The sequence below is a fragment of the Desulfolutivibrio sp. genome, assembly GCF_036584575.1.
GTDB lineage: Bacteria > Desulfobacterota > Desulfovibrionia > Desulfovibrionales > Desulfovibrionaceae > Desulfolutivibrio.
The window spans coordinates 12,479-30,410 of sequence record NZ_JAZHDB010000190.1 but is presented as its reverse complement, the minus strand read 5'-3'; the positions used below and the strand labels follow the sequence as shown (position 1 = coordinate 30,410).

Here is a 17,932-nt window from a genome sequence, read left to right as displayed (position 1 = left end):
TCTTAGAACCGGGGCTTTGTCATCCGTCTGGCAGGCGGCCGAGTGGCCGCCTCCGCTTTTTTCGTCCCCCGCCCCCCCCATCCCCGGGAGCGGGTTGACAAGCCCCCATTCCTTGAGTACCTAGCCGCTCCCTGACGTGGACAAAAAAACACCCCGCACTGCCTCGTCACGCCGATAGAGCATTCAAAGGATATTCCCACACTGCCGTAAATCACCTTGTCTTACACCCCTATTTCTCGCTCTGCGCCCATGCCTTTCCACCACACCTTCCTGCCTAGGACGGTTCTTATGCGCAAATCATAGAGAAGGAGTATTACAGAATGAAAGTATTTATTTGTATTGTTGCTTCCATAGTAGTTTGTTTCACGTCAGTTGCCTTTGCAGACATCCACGGCCTCAAAGACACCTACCACATCGGCAAGTCCATCCGGGCCACGGTCACCGCCTATACCGACAACCCCCGGGAGAACATGGGGGCCGGAAAACCGGTGGGCACGGCCATCGGCACCAAAATCAGGCCGGGCATCGTGGCTGTTTCCAGGGATCTGCTCCGGGCGGGGTGGGAATACGGGAAAAAGGTCTATATCGAAGATCTCGGCGTATTCATCATCGAGGACACCATGTCGCCGCGCTTCAGCAAACGCATCGACATCGCAGTCAGCGACATGCGACATGCCCAAAAGATCGGGAAACGTCCCGGACGGCTTGTAGTGCTGCTGCATCCGAAGGACGCTGCAAAGCCCATCCGCATGTACAGCGGCAGCACTGGCGGCAAAAAAGACGAAAGCTGACCGAAAAACGCCTACGCCGCAGCCCTGGCGCTTCAGGATGCGGCCTCCCGGGCTGCGCCACGGAGGGCTTATGCGGGCCCAGATCGCGACACCACCACCAGGGTCACATCGTCCTCCAGGGGCAACCCGCCCTTGAAGGCCGCCAGATCGGACAGGACCGCATCCCGGATCGCGGCCGCCGATTCTGCGGCGTGTCGCCTGGCCACCTCCAGGAAGCGGTCCTTGCCGTACATGCCGTCCGAGGCATCCCGGGCCTCCCAAATGCCGTCGGTGCCCATGAGCAGGATTTGGCCTGGAGCGAGCACGGCCTCCTGCTCCTGGTAGACGAAATCGGACACGATCCCCAGGGGCAGCCCGGCCCCGTGCAGCTCCACGGGCGGCCGCCCCCCGGGTTCAAGCAGATAAGCCGGGTCGTGTCCGGCCCGCACCCAGCGGAGCCGCCCCGTTTCCGGATGGATCTCGGCCCAGAAAAGGGTCATGAACCGGCCCGAATCCCCCACATCCACGGCCAAAAGCCGGTTGGCCACCGTAAGCCGCCGCCAGGGCGGCGGGGCCTCGTCCGTGCCTCCCAGCTCCTGTCCGGCAGCCAAAAGCAGGGCCCGCCCCGTGGCCATGAGCAGGGCCGATGGCACCCCGTGCCCGGTCACGTCGCCGATCACCACGGCCAATTCCGTCACCCCGGCGCGCCGGACGGGAAAATAGTCGAAATAGTCGCCGCCTGTCTCGTCGCACGAAAGGTTGACCCCCGCCACATCCAGCCCCGGCAGGCAGGGCGGGGCCTTGGGCAGAAGATTCCCCTGCACCTCCTTGGCCAGTTCCAGGGACTCGCGCAGCCGCAGGTGATCGGCCAGTTTGGGCATGGTCTCGTTGAAGGCCCGGGCCAGGGCGGCCCGCTCGTCCCGGGTCCGAAAATCCAGGCGTGTGGAAAAATCCCCGGCCGCCACCCGCTTCCAGGCCTGCATCACCTTGGCCAGGGGGGTGGTCACGCTCTTCGATCCCCAAAACGCCCCCAGAGCCACTGCCAGAAGCACCGCCACGGAGGCCGCGCCTGCCGTGGCCAAGACCATGGACGAGGCGTCCCGAATCTCCTGTCGGGCCTCATCGGCATAGGGGGCCACGACCGACGAGGGCAACACCAGCGCGAACTGCATCCCGGCCATGGGCGTGGCATAGGCCCAGAAGCACTCCTGCCCCTGGAAGGTCATCACCGTGGCCCCGGCGGGTTGCGCGGCCACAAGGTCCATGAACGCCGCATAGCGCGGGCCATCCTCGGAGAGGAGCCAGGGACCGGCGGCGATCCGGTCGCCGGACGCCGCGATGCTCCGGGAGAGCGGCCCATCGTCCTCGGGACCGGCCCAGATCCGCAGGGCCTTCTCCCCCGTGTCCGGATGGGGCGCCATCGACACCAGATAGGTACGCAGGGCCGCCGACCACTGGGTGGATATCTCGCCCTCCCGAAGCGCCAGGGGCAGCAGCACCTCGATGAACGCCGCCCCGGCAAAGGCCCCGTCCGGCCCGGCGATGGGCCGGGAGACGGTGAACACCATCCGGCCCGTGACCGGATCGGGGGCGGGCCCCTTCCAGATGCTGCGGGAACGTCCGGCAACAAAGGCCTGTCTGGTCGCCAGGTACCAGTCCATCCGCCTGGCGTCGTAGTCTTCCGGGAATCCCCCGTGTCCCGGATAGACCGCGCACGGCCCGGCCTCAAGCGCCACCCCCGCGAAGGAAAGCACGTCGGAAAATTCCCCGGCCACCTCCTGAAAAATCGGGGCCACGCCCCCCAAAACGGCCTGCCCTTCCCGCACGGCCACCTCCGGCGTCCCCGCAGGCGCGGTCCATGACGCCGTGGTGCGGCTCACGAAAAGGGGCAGGCGCCCGCCGGGGGTCTCCCGGTCATATCCCGGCCGTGGGGCCAGGTCGGTCGGCCCGGCCCCGGCCCGGTCGAAATCGGATGCGGCCGCAAGGGCATCCCCGGCCGGGGCCGCGCTCCCGGCGGCCATTACCCGACCGGTCTCCCGGGCCATGACGTCCGTGGCGAATTCCACGGCGGTCTTGCTGCGGGCCATCACCACGGCGGAGTCCTTGGCCGTCTGGGTGAGTTCCCGGGCCACGAGCTCCGAGATGTCGGCGCTGATCTGTTCGCCGAGGTTTCTCCCGAGATTGCGGGTTCCCTGGCGATGCACGGCGGACACCACCATCAGGGGGATCAGGCTGAAGGCCAGAAGAAACAGGAACAGTTTCCAGCGCAAGGGCATGGCGGCTCCAGGGCGGTTTCAGGACGGCAGCGGAGAGGCGACGGGGCGGCAGCGGGGCGGCGCCGCCTTGACTTGCATGGCATATTCGGGAAAAAATTCATATCGTCAAGAACGCGAAGCAGGCGCGTCGCCTACCGGCCTATCGATCATATCCGCCGCAATCTGCGGCGCGGGAGCACGACATGCGCGTCACCGACATCATGACCGCCCGTCCCCTGTCTCTGGGGGAAAACGACAGCCTGGGCACCGCCAGCCGCCTCATGCAGGACATGTTCATCCGGCATATTCCCATTGTGGACGCCGACGGCCGTCTCACCGGCCTGCTCAGCCAGCGCGATCTGTTGGCGGCGGCCCATCGCAAGGACGACAGCGCGCCGATCAAGGAAATCATGTGTACGAACGTGACCACGGTGGGGCCCCAGGAATCCCTGCGCCGGGCTGCGGAAATCATGATCTACAACAAATTCGGGTGTCTGCCCGTGGTCGTGGACGGCAGACCGGAGGGCATCGTCACCGAGGCCGATTTTCTCAAACTGGCCATTTTTCCCCTGGCGCCAGAGCCGGGGCGTAAAGGCAAGGCGTAAGCATGAAGACCGCACTCCGGTTCTTTTCGACCCTGGCCGTTGCGACACTGTTGACCTGGGCCGCCGTCGACCAGGTTTTCGCCGACGACCTGAAGCTCTACAAAGAGTTGCACAATGACTACATACAGGTCACAGGCGTCAAGGAGACGGAAAAAACCGAAGAAAAATATGTCGACGTGGGCGGTCGCCTGGAACTGCAAAAGGTGCCCCACAAGGAATTGACCATCACCGCCAGGATCGTGCGCAAACCCCCCTCCACCATGGACAACCTGTTCGGCGACGAGCAGGCCGAGCCTTTTTTCAAGGTCTGCGCGACCTTCTACGACGCCGAGGACAACGCAGGCGACGAGGAATGCCGGGGCGTTCGCTTCCATCGCCCCGTGGAGGGCGACATCGGCACCCTGGGCTTCCCCTACCCCCCCGAGGCCGCCAGGTACGCCCTGCGCCTGATCAAGCGCGTGGACTCCACCTCCACGCCATTCAAGCTGTGGGTGCCGAACTCCAATTAAGCAGGGGTTTTCCCTTTGCCGCGCGTTGCATCTTCAGAAAACGGGAATGCCGACTGCGCGGAATTATTTGCAAAGATGCATTCTCCCTTGATACCTGTTTCGTAAGTTCTTACGGAACGCAACAATGCGGGCGCAAGATGCCCCACCAACCACAAAACTCATCTGCCTCATTAAGGTTCTCCAAAATGCACACCGTGATCAAAGGCTCCCTGAAGCAGTTTCGGCTTTGGCCCTGCATGCTGTTGTTCATTGCACTTTCTTTCGGAGTCCCGGCGGCCTTCGCGGAGACCTATTCCCACACCTATCGTATCGACAGCCCCCAGGTGCGCGCCCTGCCGGACGGCACGACCATGATGGAAATCCGCGGCGCCGTGCAAAACGACAGTGTTGTGGGCGCGCCCATCGTGCCCATGCTGACGTCGCGGCTGTACGTCCCGGCCGGGGAGGCCGTAGACCAGGTGGAGGTGGCCTTCGCCCCCTGGCAGAGCCTGCCCGGGAGCTACGTCCTGGCCCATGGGACATCCCCCCGGCCCATGAGCGACACCTCCCCGGTGACGCCGGAACCGGCGGACCAGTCCATCTACGGCAGCGACACGCCCTATCCGCCCCAGACCTGGCGGCGGCTGTCGGATCAGGTCATGCTCGGCTACCGGCTGGTGCTCACGGAGCTTTTCCCGGTACGTTACGCCCCGGCCTCGGGCCGGGTGGAATTCGCCGGAACGGTCACGGTCACGGTGCATACCAGCCCGGCCAAGACCGCCGATGCGAGCCGACTGCGGCCGCGCGGCGAGAGCCAGGACGAGCAGGCGGTCCTCGGTTTCATCGACAACGACGAGACCTTCCTGGGGGATGCGGCCACAACCGCGACCCGGGCCGCGACCCTGGATCGGCAATATCTGCTCATCACCACCGCCGCCCTGCAATCGGCGTTCACCCCGCTTCTGACCCACCGGGCCTCAAGCGCCGGGGGCGGCTTCACCACCTTCGTCACCACCGTGGAGGCCATCGCCGCCTCCCAGACCGGCCGCGATCTGGCGGAGAAGATCCGCAACTACATCAAAGACAGCTATGCCAACCACGGCGCCCGGTTCGTGGTCCTGGGCGGCGACGCGGACGGCGTCCAGGCCGACCAGGCCGTGCCCACCCGGGGCTGCACGGCCACGGTGGGCTCCTATTCCGACAGCTACATCCCGGCTGATTCCTACTATGCCTGTCTGGACGGCGCCTGGGACGGCAACGGCAACGGCGTGTTCGGGGAGGCCACGGACGGCGTGGACGGCGGGGACATCGACTGGCTGGCCGAGGTGGCCGTGGGCCGCATCCCGGCCGACACGACGGCGGAGGCCCAGACCGCGATCGGCAAGATCATCGCCTTCGAAACCACGGCCAATCCGTTCAAGGCGCTTCTGGTAGGCGAGAAGATGGACACCAACACCAACCCAACCTGGGGCGGCGACCGCATGGACTATCTGTACGAAGGCATGAACGCCATGTCCCGGGACACCCTGTATGATCGGGATCTGGCCCCGGACGCCTGGACCGCCTCCACCCTGCAAAGCATGCTGTCCGGAAATACCTACAACATGATTTTTCACCTCGGCCATGCCAATGTCAATTACAGCATGCGGCTTTTCAACTCGAGCCTGGATTCAATCACCAATTCAAAGTATTTTTTTGTATATACGCAAGGCTGCTATTCCAGTTCCTTCGACGGCAGGACGAAAGCGGGAAGTTACTCGACCACGGACAGCATGGGTGAGGACTTCCTGGTCAAAAATTCCCATAACGCCTTCGCCACCATCGGAAACTCCCGCTACGGCTGGTACAACCCGGGAACCTACGTGCAGGGCGCCTCGAACCTCGTGCATCGCAGGTTCGTGGACGCCGTGTTCCAGTCGGGCGCCCGCCGCCTGGGACTGGCCAACAACGCCTCCAAGGCGACCCTCTCCTACACCGATCCCCTCTATCGGTGGGTCAGTTTCGCCGCAAACCTCATGGGCGACCCAGCCACCCCCCTGAACCTGTCCTGCACGGACACGTCCATCACGATATCCCTGGCCACGCCCACCGCCCCGTTCACGGCCCGCCGGGCCACCCCCACCCTGCTCCAGGCCCGGGTGGGCACGGGCTGCGGCGACGTCCTGCTCGGGGCCACGGTGCGGGCGTCTTTTACCACCGGGGATGCGGCGGTCACGCTCTACGATGACGGGGCGCACCAGGACGGCGCGGCCGGAGACGGCCTGTATGGCGCAACCTGGACCCCGGGCAGCGAGGCGGAAAGCGCCAGCCTGACCGTGACCGCCTCAAAGGCGGGGTATATCACGGCCACCCAGGGGATTGCCGGGGTGGTGATCGGCCCAAGCCCCTACGTGATGTCCTCCGGAACCTCTTCCTGGGTGGACGACACCTCGGCCACCACCCTGTTCACCAACGCCCAGGGCTATTCCAGCCAGGTGGACCTGGGCTTCGAATTCCCCTTCTTCGGCAAGAAATATGCCTCCATGCACGTCTATTCCAGCGGGGCCATCAGTTTCACCACCAGCGGCGGCTACGGCTACAACACCGTCATTCCCAGCGGCTCCCCGCCCAACGCCCTGGTGGCCGTGTACTGGGACGATCTGGCCCTGGAGTCCGCTTTGGGAAGCCGGGCATCCTGGCAGCGCATCGGAACCTCGCCCGACTCCCGGGTGGTGGTGACCTGGCGCAACGTGCGCCACGCCTATGAATCCGTGAGCACGGCCCCGGCCACCTTCCAGGTGATCCTTTCCGAGCGCACCGGACAGATCACCATGCAGTACGCCAACGTCACCTTCAGCAGCGCGTCCTTTTCCAAGGGAGCCAGCGCCACGGTGGGCATCGAGAACGCGAACGGCTCGGACGGGGTGCAGTACAGCGCGCTGACGCCCAGCCTGAGCGCCGGACAGGCCATCGTGTTCTCCCCGAAGACGGGCGCGGCGGCCATGCCGTCCGTGATGCAGCTTCTGCTCGGGGAACAATAGGACGCAACCCTCTTTCGAGCCATGAAAAACGCCCCGGCGTCCATATGGTCGCCGGGGCGTTCGTGCCTTTGATATCCCCTTGCGGGTTTACGCCTCCATGAGTCCCTGGATGCGCGTGGTCAGCTCCTGCAACCGGTCCAGCTTCTCGTGGGCGGCCCGGGCCTTCTCCCGCTCCTTCTCCACCACCTCGGCCGGGGCCCGGGAGGTGAAGCTCTCGTTGTGGAGCTTTTTCTCCACCATGTCCAATTCTTTGGCCACCTTGGCCTCTTCCTTGGCCAGTCTGGCCAGTTCCGAGGTGAAATCCACGGCCCCGGCCAGGGGCACGAACAGGGCGCACCCTCCGGCGGCGGCCGCCGCCGAGGCCTTGGGCGCGACCACCTCGGTCCCGACCTCGAAGCGCTCCAGGCGGGCCAGGAATCGGATCAGTTCCTCGCAGGCGGCAAGGCTGGCGGTCTCGGCCTCGGAGGTGGTCCGGACCAGGGCGGTGAGCTTTAAGGCCGGGGAGATGCCCAGCTCGGCCCGGATGTTGCGCACCCCGACCACCACCTGGCGCAAAAGCTCCATGGCGGCGGCCGCCGCCTCGGTGCGCAGATGCGGCCGCGCGGCTGGAAAGGGCATCAGGGCCAGATCGGGCTGTGAAACCCCCGGCAGCCGACTCCAGATCTCCTGGGTCACGAAGGGCATGATGGGGTGCAGAAGCGTCAAGAGCTCCGAGAGGACCGTCCACAACACGCGCTTGGCGGCGGCGATGCGGGCCTCGTCCCCGGACGACATGTCCACCTTGACCATCTCCAGATACCAGTCGCAGAACTCGTGCCACAAAAAGCCGTACAACTCCTGGGTGGCCTCGTTGAACCGGTAGCCGGACAGGGCCCCGGACACGGCCTCCTTCACCGTCTCCAGGCGGTCCAGAATCCAGGCGTGGGCCGGGCCGATCTTGGCCGCCACGGCCAGGTCCACCTCCGGGATGTCCTCGCCCAGATTCATGAGGGAGAACCGGGCCGCGTTCCACAGCTTGTTCACGAAGTTGCGGTAGCCCTGGATGCGCTCCTCGGACAGCTTGATGTCCCGGCCCATGGCCGCAAACGAGGTCAGGGTGAAGCGCAGGGCGTCGGTGCCGTAGCGGTCCACCATGACCAGGGGGTCGATGACGTTGCCCGTGGACTTGCTCATCTTCTTGCCCTCGGCGTCGCGCACCAGGGCGTGGATGTAGACCTCCCGGAAGGGCACGTCGTCGCGGAAGTGCAGGCCCATCATCATCATCCGGGCCACCCAGAAAAACAGGATGTCGAATCCCGTGACCAGAACCGAGGTGGGGTAGAAGGCGCGCACCTCGGGGGTGTCGTCGGGCCAGCCCAGGGTGGAAAACGGCCACAGGGCCGAGGAGAACCAGGTGTCCAGCACGTCCTCGTCCCGGACCAGGCGCGACCCGGCGCACTTGGGACAGGACGCGGGGTCCGTGCGGGCCACGATGAGCTCCCCGCAGTCCTCGCAGGTCCAGGCCGGGATGCGGTGCCCCCACCAGATCTGGCGGGAGATGCACCAGTCGCGGATGTTGTCCAGCCAGTCGTAATAGGTCTTGGTCCACTGCTCGGGATAGATGTTCGTGCGGCCGTCTTCCACGGCCTTGCGGGCCACGGCGGCCAGGGGGGCGGCGCGCACGAACCACTGCTTGGACACGAAGGGTTCGATGACCGTCTTGCAGCGGTAGCACTCGCCCACGTTGTGTTCGTAGTCCTTGACCGCCTCCAGCAGCCCCAGGGCCGAGAGATCGTCCAGGACGGCCTGGCGGCAGGCCAGCCGGTCCAGGCCGCGATATGTCTCCGGGGCCTCGTCGTTGATGGTCCCGGAACCGTCCATGACCGAGATGCAGGCCAGGCCGTGCTTTCGACCCAGCTCGAAGTCGTTCATGTCGTGGGCCGGGGTGACCTTGAGGCAGCCCGTGCCGAACTCCCGCTCCACGTAGGCGTCGGCGATGACCGGGATGACCCGCCCGACCAGGGGCAGGATCACGGAGGCCCCGATCAGGTCGGCATAACGCTCGTCCTCGGGATGTACGGCCACGGCCGTGTCCCCGAGCATGGTCTCGGGCCGGGTGGTGGCCACGGTGACGAAACGCTCCGTGCCCTGCACGGGATAGCGGATATGGTAGATTTTGGAGGCATGGGGCGCGAATTCCACCTCCAGGTCGGCCAGGGCCGTCTGGCAGCGCGGACACCAGTTGATGATGTAGTCGCCCCGGTAGATCAGGCCTTCCTCGAAAAGCCGCACGAACACCTCGCGCACGGCCCGGGACAGCCCCTCGTCCATGGTGAAGCGCTCCCGGGTCCAGTCCACCGAGGCCCCCAGGCGCTTGATCTGGTTGACGATGCGGCCGCCGTACTGGGCCCGCCACTCCCAGACGCGCTCGATGAATTTCTCCCGTCCCAAGTCCTCGCGGGTCTTGCCTTCGGCGGCCAGGGCCCGCTCCACCACGTTCTGGGTGGCGATGCCCGCATGGTCCGTTCCGGGCACCCACAAGACCTTGCGGCCAAGCTGGCGATGGAAGCGGCACAGGATGTCCTGCAGGGTGATGTCCAGGGCGTGGCCCATGTGCAGGGCCCCGGTGACGTTGGGCGGCGGGATGACGATGCAGTAGGGATCCCCGGGACCGTCCGGGTCCGGGGTGAAGGTCTTGTGCTCCCGCCAGTAGTCGATCCATCTGGATTCGACCTCGGCCGGTTCATACCCGCTTGGCAGCGCCTCGGTGGCCATGCTGTGCTCCTTGGGATTGCGGCAATACGCATCACGCCGAAACGCCGCCCGAAAGGCAGGGGCGCTTCGGCGCGAAGGAAAGAAAACGGGGGGCCGGGCCTCAGGACGCGGCGGCCAGACGGCGGGAACGCTTCTTGAGCTTGTTGATCTTGCGCCGCAAAATCACCCGCTCCTCGCGCGGCATGTTCGCCCCGGCTTCCAACTTCTTGGCCCGCAGGGTCTTGGCCTGGCGCTTCATGGCCAGGATCTGCCCCTTATAGGGGGAGACTGCGGGGCCTTCCTCGCCGCCAAGTCCCAACACCTTCTTGATGTCGGCCAGAAGCTCGTCCTTGCCCATGCCCGAAGCGCCCACGACCTGCGGCAGCTGCTTCATGGCCAATTCGCGCAGCTCCTTGGCGGTCATCTTTTCCAGGGGCTTTTTCAGCTCCAGTTGCATTGCCTCGCTCATATCCTTTTCGCCTCCAGGTCCGTATTCGTCGCCTTCTTGCGGCGGCTCGCGCGACGCGCGGGCGCCTGAAAAAAGCGCACGTATTTTTCGTAACACCGCCCAACAGGCGTGGCCGGGTCCAGCTTGCCGAGCAATCCGCCCAGATTCTCCGGCCGCACGGCCTGCGGGACATGAAAAATCGGACGCGCCTCCTGCGGCGCGTCCAGGGAAACTCGACCTCCTATCAGGTCGAACTGTATCTTGTCAAAAGCGTTTTGCCCAAGCCAGGCATTCACCCGCGCAAGCAACTCGGGAACGGCGAAAGTCATCTCCTGCATGACCACCGGATCGTCCACTCCAAGCCGCAACGTGCCCTCGCGATGCCCCAGGGGCCTGGCGTGTCCGGCCAATTCCGCGCCCGCCACCTCGGGCCAGGCCTGGTACAGGTCCACCACCCGGCAGGCCCGCCGGGCCTCGGGGCGTCCCAGAAAGACCGCCAGGAGCTCGGCCGCCGTCTTCATGACGTCCTCGCGCGAGGCATGGTCCGTTGACTCACACCGCCGCCGACACTGCGTTCTGGGGAAAGGAGCTTTCGCGCCCCTTGTCTGGCGCATGGCGCGCCTTGCGGCAAGCAGACGCTTCACGACGGCCCGGGCGAAAATCCGACCTACGGAGCGCCCGCCGCATCAGGAAATGTCGTCCACCACCCGGCCGGTGTCGGATTCGATGGTGGCTTTGACGGTCACGGTCCGGGGAACCACGTCCGGGGCCAGGGCCTGGGTCTCATCCAGGGTCTTGACATAGGAGCGCAGGGACTGGGAGGCGATGCTGTCGCTCACCTCGCTGAGCTTGGCCACATCCTTGAGAAATTCCAGTTGACCTTCCACAAGCTTGACAGACATGCGCGACTCCTTTCTGGAATCGCCAGTTTATCAATTCAGACCGGGCGTTGTAAAGGGGCCTGGCGACGGGCGGCCCACGCCGCCGGACACGCCGCCCCGCCCCGGCGCCCCCCCCCGGAAGGCGTCGTCAGGACCAGGGCAGGCCGTTTCCTGCCAAGGCGGCCCCTGTGCCCGGGCAAGACCGCGTCAGGGCTCGTAGGTGGTGCGGCAATACTTGATGCACAGGTTCTGAGCCATATTCACCATGGACGCGCACCGGTTCATGACGCTGCCCTGGGCCAGGCTTGCGGCGTAGTCCCGGCAGATGTCGAGACAATGCCCCAGGGAGCCGGGCTCCTTCTCCAGCAGGTCGGCCAACGGATAGCAGATGTCCATGCTGGAGCAGGAACTGTTTTTCTCGCCGCCGCTGGCCAGGCACAGCCCTCGGAAGGTCGACAGGGACATGGCCTGCTTGCCCGCGCAACCGCTGCACGCCAGACCGGCCAGGACCAGGCAGGACACGACGAGGCGACGCATAGAGGGCTCCTTGTGATGCGGGACCATCCGCCGCCGCATCCCGGGGGTTTAAAATTTCGGGAAATCGATGACGATGGGCTTGCCCGTCCGCCTGGCCGCCCCTCCGTCCATCCCCACCCGGGGCATGATCTCGGCCAAAAGCCCGTCCGCCTCGGGGTGTCCGGGTTCCAGGGACAAGAGCGACTGCACGGCGTCGTGGGCCTTGTCCCACTTGCGCCCGGACACGAACATCCGGGCCATGGCCAGATAGGCCAGGGGCGTGCCGCCGATATACTTGACGGCCGCCTTAAGGTATTTCTCCGCCCGGCCCGGCTCCCCGGCCTCCCGGCAGGCGTCGGCGGCCGCGATGTAGCAGGGGCCGTCCCGCGGGTCGGCCTCCAGGGCCTTGTCGAAAAAGGGCAGGGCGTCCAGGGGGAATCCGGCCTTGGCCAAAAGCATCCCTGCCTCGCGCCACACCCCGGGGCGATCGGGATGGCGCTCGCACAGGGCGTTGAGCAACCGCCTGGCGGCCGGATATTCCCCGTCGGCTACGGCCTGGACGGCCTGGCGCATCAAGCCCTCGGCCTCGTCCTGGGCCGCCTGCCGGGCTGCCAGCACGGCGGCCTCCCGGGCGGCCTCGGCCTTTTCGGCCACGGAATCGAAAAAAAACGCCAGCTTCTTTTCCAGCCCTTTTTTATAGACCACCCGGCCTGCGGCATCCAGGGCCGCCACCTCGGGCGCCAAGGCCATGGCCTCCACCATCTCCCGCAACCGGAATTCCAGTTCGATGCGCTCCCGGCCCACCACCATCCGGTTGCCAGCCGCGCCACGCAGGGCCTCTGCCGCCGCCCGCAGCGCCCGGGCGCTCTCGCCTCGCCGTTTCAGGGACAGGGCCCTGGCGGCGTCTTCCCTGATGGCTTTGGCCCCTTTTGCGGCCATACGATCTCCCCGCATTGCGGATGGTGGCGTCACGGATACATCCAAGGAACGAAAAAACCCGGCCCGGCATCCGGCGACTCCCGCGCGGACATCCCCGCAGTCTTTTGCAAACTAAACGCCCCGCGCTTTCTTTGCAAGACCGCGCTGTTGCGGGCCGTTGCACGCTGTTGCGCGCTGTTGCGCGCAGCCCTCGCCCCCTGGGCGGCGGGCCTGGGCCTTCCTGCGCCAGCCACACGCCCATGCCCCGGCGATACCCCCGGACCCGCCTTTCCCCTCTATCGACCTTGACCGACGCCGCCGTTCCCGGCACAAAACGTTTTTCGGCGGCGGCCCGCCCGCCTGCGTTCGTCCACTCCGGGGCCGCTGGCGGACGCGGCCTTGACGTGTGCCGGGAATCCCCCTACTTTTTTCACCATGCGGCAAACTCCGCCCGCCGCATACCAAGCCGATGAAGACACACCCGAACCCCGTGGACGGGGCCAACACCTGCGCTTCACCCGAGGACCATCCCTACGCGGCCGCGCTGGTGGCCCGGCAGCCTGTTTTCGACAAGTCCAAAAAGGTTCGCGGCTACGAATTACTCTTCCGGGATACCCTGGACTCGGCCTGCGCCAGCTTTGAAGATCATTGCCTGGCCACCATGAAGGTCATCGCCGACGCCTATGTCTGTCTTGGGCCGGACATGGCGGCGGAGCCCAAAATCATGGTCAATTTCAGCCGGGCGGGCATCCTGAGCCAGCTCCCCTACGCCCTGCCGCCGGGGCGCACGGTGGTCGAATTCGGGGAATGTTTCCTGCCGGACAAGGATCTTCTGGCCGCCATCCACAAGCTCAAATCCGACGGCTACCAGATGTGCCTGGACGGATTCCGGGAGACCGGAGGCTGCGAACCGCTCTTGGCCATGGCCGACATCATCAAGGTGGACGTGCTGGACCAACCCCCGGGCGAGGTGGCGGACATCCTCGACCTGGTGGGCAAAAACGGCCCCATCCTTCTGGCCAAGCGGGTGGAGACGGCCGGACTTTTCGATATGGCCCGGGCCATGGGTTTTTCGTGGTTCCAGGGCTTTTTCTTCCAACGCCCCGAGCTGGTGCCCGGCCGCAAACTGCCGTCCAACCAGCAATCCCGGCTCAAGCTTTTCCGGCTCATCGAACGCGAGGACATGGATGTCGGCAAGCTGGCCGAGATCATCCAGTCCGACGTCTCCATCAGTTACCGGCTCCTGGCCCTGCTCAACTCGGCGGCCTTCGGGCTGCCCCAGAAGGTGAACTCCATCGAGCGGGCCATCATCATGCTCGGCTGGAAACCCCTGCGCAACTGGCTGCGGGTGGTCATCTTCACCGACCTGGCCCCCCGGGGAAAAACCCGGGAACTGTCGTTCGCCTCGGTTTTGCGCGGGCGTTTCATGGAGCTTCTGGCCGAGGAACATTTCGCCCGGGTATCGTCCTCCGGCCTTTTTCTGCTGGGCCTTTTTTCCCTGCTCGACGCCATGCTCGATCTGCCCATGCCCGAGATCGTGACCTCCCTGCCCATCGACGAGGAGCTCAAGGAGGCCCTGTGCGGCGAGCACAATGTCTATTCCGATTGGCTCGAACTGGCCGATTGCTTCGAAACAGCCGACTGGAAACACCTGGACGCCTTCGTGGAGGCCCTCGGGCTCAATCCGGCCCTGGTGGCGAAATGCTACCATGAGGCCTTGACGTGGACCAATTCCTTTTTCCTGAACACCATCTGAGTCCCACGGAGCACCATGCCCAATCCTCACCCCAAGGCCCCGGATCTCACGGACATCTCCGTCTTGTACGTTGAGGATGATCCCGTTTCCGTGGCCCTGGTCCGCGCCGCCATCGCCGACCGGGTGGGGGCCCTGCATGTGGCGGAAAACGGGCGTGACGGGCTGATGGCCTTCGTACGTTTCCATCCCGACGTGGTGGTCACCGACGTACGCATGCCCAAGATGGACGGCATCGCCATGGCCACGGCCATGCGCGAAATGCGTCCGGACACGCCCATCATCGTCACCACCTCCCTGGACGATCCCGCGCTTTTGCGCAAGGCCATCCGCATCGGCATCGGCAGCTACCTGCTCAAGCCCATCAAGTCGCACGAACTTCTGGACGTGCTGGGCCGCCTGGCCGACACGGCCCGCCATCGTCTGGAACTCGACAAGCAAAAACGCTTAAACGAACTGCTCCTGGACAGCCTGCCCAATCCGGCCATGCTCGTGGACCGTGAACACGGCCTGATCCAGTCGGCCAACGGGTTCGCCCATCGCCTGGGTCTTCTCCCGGACGCGTCCATGGCCGACACCCCCTTTGCGCAACTCTTCTCCCGGGCCGTACATGAAGCCCGCCTGGGCGACTTCCATTCCGGAACCCATGTGGATTTTCCCGGCATCGGCGCCTACGACCGCCTGTGGGACGTCAACATCGATCTCATCACCGACTCCCTGGTGCTCTTTTTCGCCGTGGACATCACCGAGCGGCACCGCATCAAAGAAGAACTCCAGCAGGAGAAGGCCTTTATCGCCGCCATTCTGGAAAATTCCCACGACGGCATCGCCGTGGTCGACGCCAAAGGGCAGGTCAAATTCGTCAGCCCCGGCATGCACCGCCTTTTCGGATTCACCTTGCCGGAAATGACCCCCCTTCCGGCCTGGGCCGGGACGGTCATCCTCGACGAGGCGGAACGCGCCCTTTTCCTCGACCTGTGGCAGGGAACGCCGGGGGGCGAAGACGACGACCACATCTTTTCCATCCTGCACAAGACCGGGGAGCGCCGCTTCTGCCGCCTCCAGACCTCCCGCATGCCAGGAGGTGACATCGTCATCAACGGCCAGGACATCACCGGCATCAAACTGGCCGAAGAGCGCATCCGGCACATGGCCCTGCACGACTCCCTGACCGGCCTGCCCAACCGCCAGCTTCTCCAGGACCGCCTCCAGACCGCCCTGTCCTCTGGGAAACGCCGGGGGACGGCCACGGCGGTCCTGTACATCGACCTGGACCGCTTCAAGGACATAAACGACGCCCACGGCCACGACGCCGGGGATGAAGCCCTGCGGCACACGGCCGGGTTGCTTTCCCGATGCCTGCGCGAGGCCGACACCGTGGCCCGCATGGGCGGGGACGAATTCGTGGTGGTTTTGCCCGACCTGGCCCAGAGGCAGGACGCGGCGGAGGTGGCCAGCCGCATCCTCGAAACCCTGTCCCGCCCGCTGACCATTGACGGACGCAGCCATGTGCTGGGGGCCAGCATCGGCATCGCCCTGCACCCGCAGGACGGCATCTTTCCGGACGAGATCTTGCGCAAGGCCGACCGGGCCATGTACGAGACCAAAAAGGCCGGCGGCATGGGTTTCCGTTTCTTCACGGAAAAGGCCTAACCCCCGGCGCCGGGCGCATGCCCCCGGGAACCAGGGGGACAAAACCCCTCAAAACGTACTCGGCCCGCGACGTGATGCACGTCGCGGGCCGATGCTTCATTCAAGCGGAACCGGCTGTTTCCCGGGGGCTACTTCCCGCCGCGCCGGGGGGTTCCGGACAGGCCGAAATCGTTTGGCGGCACCACGTCGTTGATGTTGAGCGCCCGGGCCTTCTCCAGGCTCTTCTTGGCGTTGGCCTCATCGCCCAGCCGCATGAAGGCGATCCCCCGGTTGTAATAGGCATAGCTCAAGTAATCCACGCACAGGTTCCCCTTGGCGATGGCCTCGCTCAAAAGGGCCGCAGCCTCCTGATTCTTCCCGGCAGAGAGGGCGTTTGAGCCCTTGATGTACAGTTCCATGCCCACCGCGTCGGAGCACTTCCACCACTTGCCCTTGCCCGCAGCCTTGCCCCCGCGGGCCGTCCCCATGACTACGTATTCGGCGGCGTCCACCTTGCCGTCCTTGTTCACGTCGATGATGGCGAAAACCTCGATGGTCAGTTTGGGGTTGAAAATCACGATCTCCTCGAAAACAATGCCCCCATCCTTGTTTGCATCCACATTTCCAAACGGGGGTTTCTCCCATGCATACCCCGAAGCCGCCAGGGCCAGCACGAAGACAAGGGCAAGACCTGCAATCGCCTTTTTCATGTTCTCCTCCTTCATTTCGGGACTGTACCGAGTACGAACCGTATAGCGCAATTCATCGCGGCCCGCACCACATATTACGAAAAAACGCCACCGGCCGAAACCCTGGACGCCGAAACGCCTTCCGCCTTCTCAAATAACGGCGGCAGGAAAAAAAGCGGGTCGGAAACGGCCCGCTGCATGACGAAAAAGAAGCAGGGATGTCTTCATGCGCCGACCGGCGCATGTTCAGTTGGGGCGGGGCACGTCTCCCGGAGCCAGACGGGCCAGGGTGTCGGGTTTGACAATACGATCATTTTGCTCGGTTACGTAATATTCGATGAGCGATTGCCACAGGCGGTATCCACCCACTTTGAGATGCACCCCATCCGAGGTCAACTCCTTGTTGAGGGCGTCGCCGGACAGAAAATGCGAATGCAGATCGACATAAATGCAGTTCTGACTGCGCCCGCACAGGGCCTCCAGGCCCTTGTTGAATTCCACGATCTTGTCGTTGCTCAAATCCTTGCGGTTCACCACGGGGAGAACGCTTTGCACAAAAACCATGGTCTGCGGGGACTCTTTGTTGATACGCTCCACGATCTTCCCGTAACGCTCCAAAATGACGGGTATATCGCTGTGGATCTCATTTATGCCCTCTAATATGAAAATCTTGTCGGGATGCAAACTGAGGACAGGTTGCAAAGAGGAGAGAATCTTCGAGGTGTTGTTGCTGACAGCGCCTTTGTTGACGACGTCCTTGAAGCAGCCCATGTACTTCCAGCCAGCCGTCTGGCTGCTGCCGAGAAACACAACCGTGGCGTTCGCCCGGCTCGCGCACAATGCAAAAAAAACGAGCGCCACGGCAAATACGCGGACGCATCTTTCCCTGGACATATTTCTTCGCGCCTCCCCCAGATATTTCGCAGGGGACCAACCCCCGTTGGACCCTGGCGAAATCGAAATTGCGTGTAGCACGCCCCCCAAACATTGGAAAGGGGTCTGGAAAAGATATTTTTATGAATTTTTCTAAATAGATACAAGAGAATCCTCCGAGCCGGAGGCCGCCGCCGCCCCACACCCGCCAGGGGATGCGCCAAGGCCGGACGGGGCCGTTCCCGACAGGGGCGTTTGACGCCCAGGGCGATCACGGATAGGTGAAATATATCGGGAATGCAGGCACATCCCCGTGGGGACGCCCTTCGGCGCCGCCTGCGGGGCGTAGAG

Annotated in this window: 15 protein-coding genes; 6 read left to right on the top strand and 9 right to left on the bottom strand. The window is 64.6% G+C overall.

All coding sequences use genetic code 11. The features are described 5' to 3' along the window. Positions 1 to 320: 320 nt before the first annotated feature. Positions 321 to 791, top strand: a complete 471-nt coding sequence (locus V3572_RS13665) for a hypothetical protein (protein ID WP_332111569.1) — start codon at positions 321 to 323, stop codon at positions 789 to 791. A gap of 68 nt (positions 792 to 859) precedes the next feature. Here the strand turns inward: V3572_RS13665 and V3572_RS13660 are convergent, their stop codons facing one another. Next, positions 860 to 3,046, bottom strand: coding sequence for a SpoIIE family protein phosphatase (locus V3572_RS13660; protein ID WP_332111568.1), 2,187 nt, complete (start codon positions 3,044 to 3,046; stop codon positions 860 to 862). A 182-nt stretch (positions 3,047 to 3,228) separates the two neighbouring features. Here V3572_RS13660 and V3572_RS13655 point away from each other — a divergent pair, with 182 nt between their 5' ends. From V3572_RS13655 to V3572_RS13645, 3 genes are all read left to right on the top strand, one after another. Beyond that, complete coding sequence (locus V3572_RS13655; protein ID WP_332111567.1) at positions 3,229 to 3,630, top strand: CBS domain-containing protein; 402 nt, start codon at positions 3,229 to 3,231, stop codon at positions 3,628 to 3,630. 2 nt (positions 3,631 to 3,632) lie between these two features. Continuing rightward, entirely contained in the window at positions 3,633 to 4,139 is a 507-nt protein-coding gene (locus V3572_RS13650; protein WP_332111566.1) for a hypothetical protein, read from the top strand. A gap of 185 nt (positions 4,140 to 4,324) precedes the next feature. Next, complete coding sequence (locus V3572_RS13645) at positions 4,325 to 7,138, top strand: C25 family cysteine peptidase (RefSeq protein ID WP_332111565.1); 2,814 nt, start codon at positions 4,325 to 4,327, stop codon at positions 7,136 to 7,138. A gap of 87 nt (positions 7,139 to 7,225) precedes the next feature. On the opposite strand, the gene V3572_RS13640 is transcribed toward V3572_RS13645, so the two are convergent. The 6 genes from V3572_RS13640 to V3572_RS13615 all read right to left on the bottom strand — a co-directional run bounded on the left by V3572_RS13640 (position 7,226) and on the right by V3572_RS13615 (position 12,655). Next, complete coding sequence (locus V3572_RS13640) at positions 7,226 to 9,892, bottom strand: valine--tRNA ligase (RefSeq protein WP_332111564.1); 2,667 nt, start codon at positions 9,890 to 9,892, stop codon at positions 7,226 to 7,228. A 100-nt stretch (positions 9,893 to 9,992) separates the two neighbouring features. Continuing rightward, complete coding sequence (locus tag V3572_RS13635) at positions 9,993 to 10,340, bottom strand: hypothetical protein (protein ID WP_332111563.1); 348 nt, start codon at positions 10,338 to 10,340, stop codon at positions 9,993 to 9,995. Beyond that, positions 10,337 to 10,840, bottom strand: coding sequence for a DUF721 domain-containing protein (locus V3572_RS13630; protein ID WP_332111562.1), 504 nt, complete (start codon positions 10,838 to 10,840; stop codon positions 10,337 to 10,339). The genes V3572_RS13635 and V3572_RS13630 overlap by 4 nt, the downstream gene beginning before the upstream one ends. Positions 10,841 to 11,005: 165 nt before the next feature. Beyond that, positions 11,006 to 11,221, bottom strand: a complete 216-nt coding sequence (locus V3572_RS13625; RefSeq protein WP_332111561.1) for a hypothetical protein — start codon at positions 11,219 to 11,221, stop codon at positions 11,006 to 11,008. A 186-nt stretch (positions 11,222 to 11,407) separates the two neighbouring features. After that, a complete protein-coding gene (locus V3572_RS13620) occupies positions 11,408 to 11,737 on the bottom strand; it encodes a hypothetical protein (protein WP_332111560.1) in 330 nt (109 codons plus the stop codon). Positions 11,738 to 11,785: 48 nt separating this feature from the next. Beyond that, on the bottom strand, positions 11,786 to 12,655 hold the full coding sequence (locus V3572_RS13615; RefSeq protein WP_332111559.1) for a tetratricopeptide repeat protein: 870 nt from the start codon (positions 12,653 to 12,655) through the stop codon (positions 11,786 to 11,788). A gap of 448 nt (positions 12,656 to 13,103) precedes the next feature. On the opposite strand from V3572_RS13615, the gene V3572_RS13610 reads away from it, so the two are divergent. Continuing rightward, on the top strand, positions 13,104 to 14,390 hold the full coding sequence (locus V3572_RS13610) for an EAL and HDOD domain-containing protein (protein WP_332111558.1): 1,287 nt from the start codon (positions 13,104 to 13,106) through the stop codon (positions 14,388 to 14,390). A 15-nt stretch (positions 14,391 to 14,405) separates the two neighbouring features. Beyond that, entirely contained in the window at positions 14,406 to 16,040 is a 1,635-nt protein-coding gene (locus V3572_RS13605; RefSeq protein ID WP_332111557.1) for a two-component system response regulator, read from the top strand. A 128-nt stretch (positions 16,041 to 16,168) separates the two neighbouring features. On the opposite strand, the gene V3572_RS13600 is transcribed toward V3572_RS13605, so the two are convergent. Then, entirely contained in the window at positions 16,169 to 16,729 is a 561-nt protein-coding gene (locus V3572_RS13600) for a tetratricopeptide repeat protein (RefSeq protein ID WP_332111556.1), read from the bottom strand. A gap of 225 nt (positions 16,730 to 16,954) precedes the next feature. Further along, positions 16,955 to 17,602, bottom strand: coding sequence for a GDSL-type esterase/lipase family protein (locus V3572_RS13595; protein WP_332111555.1), 648 nt, complete (start codon positions 17,600 to 17,602; stop codon positions 16,955 to 16,957). Between the last annotated feature and the right edge of the window lie 330 nt (positions 17,603 to 17,932).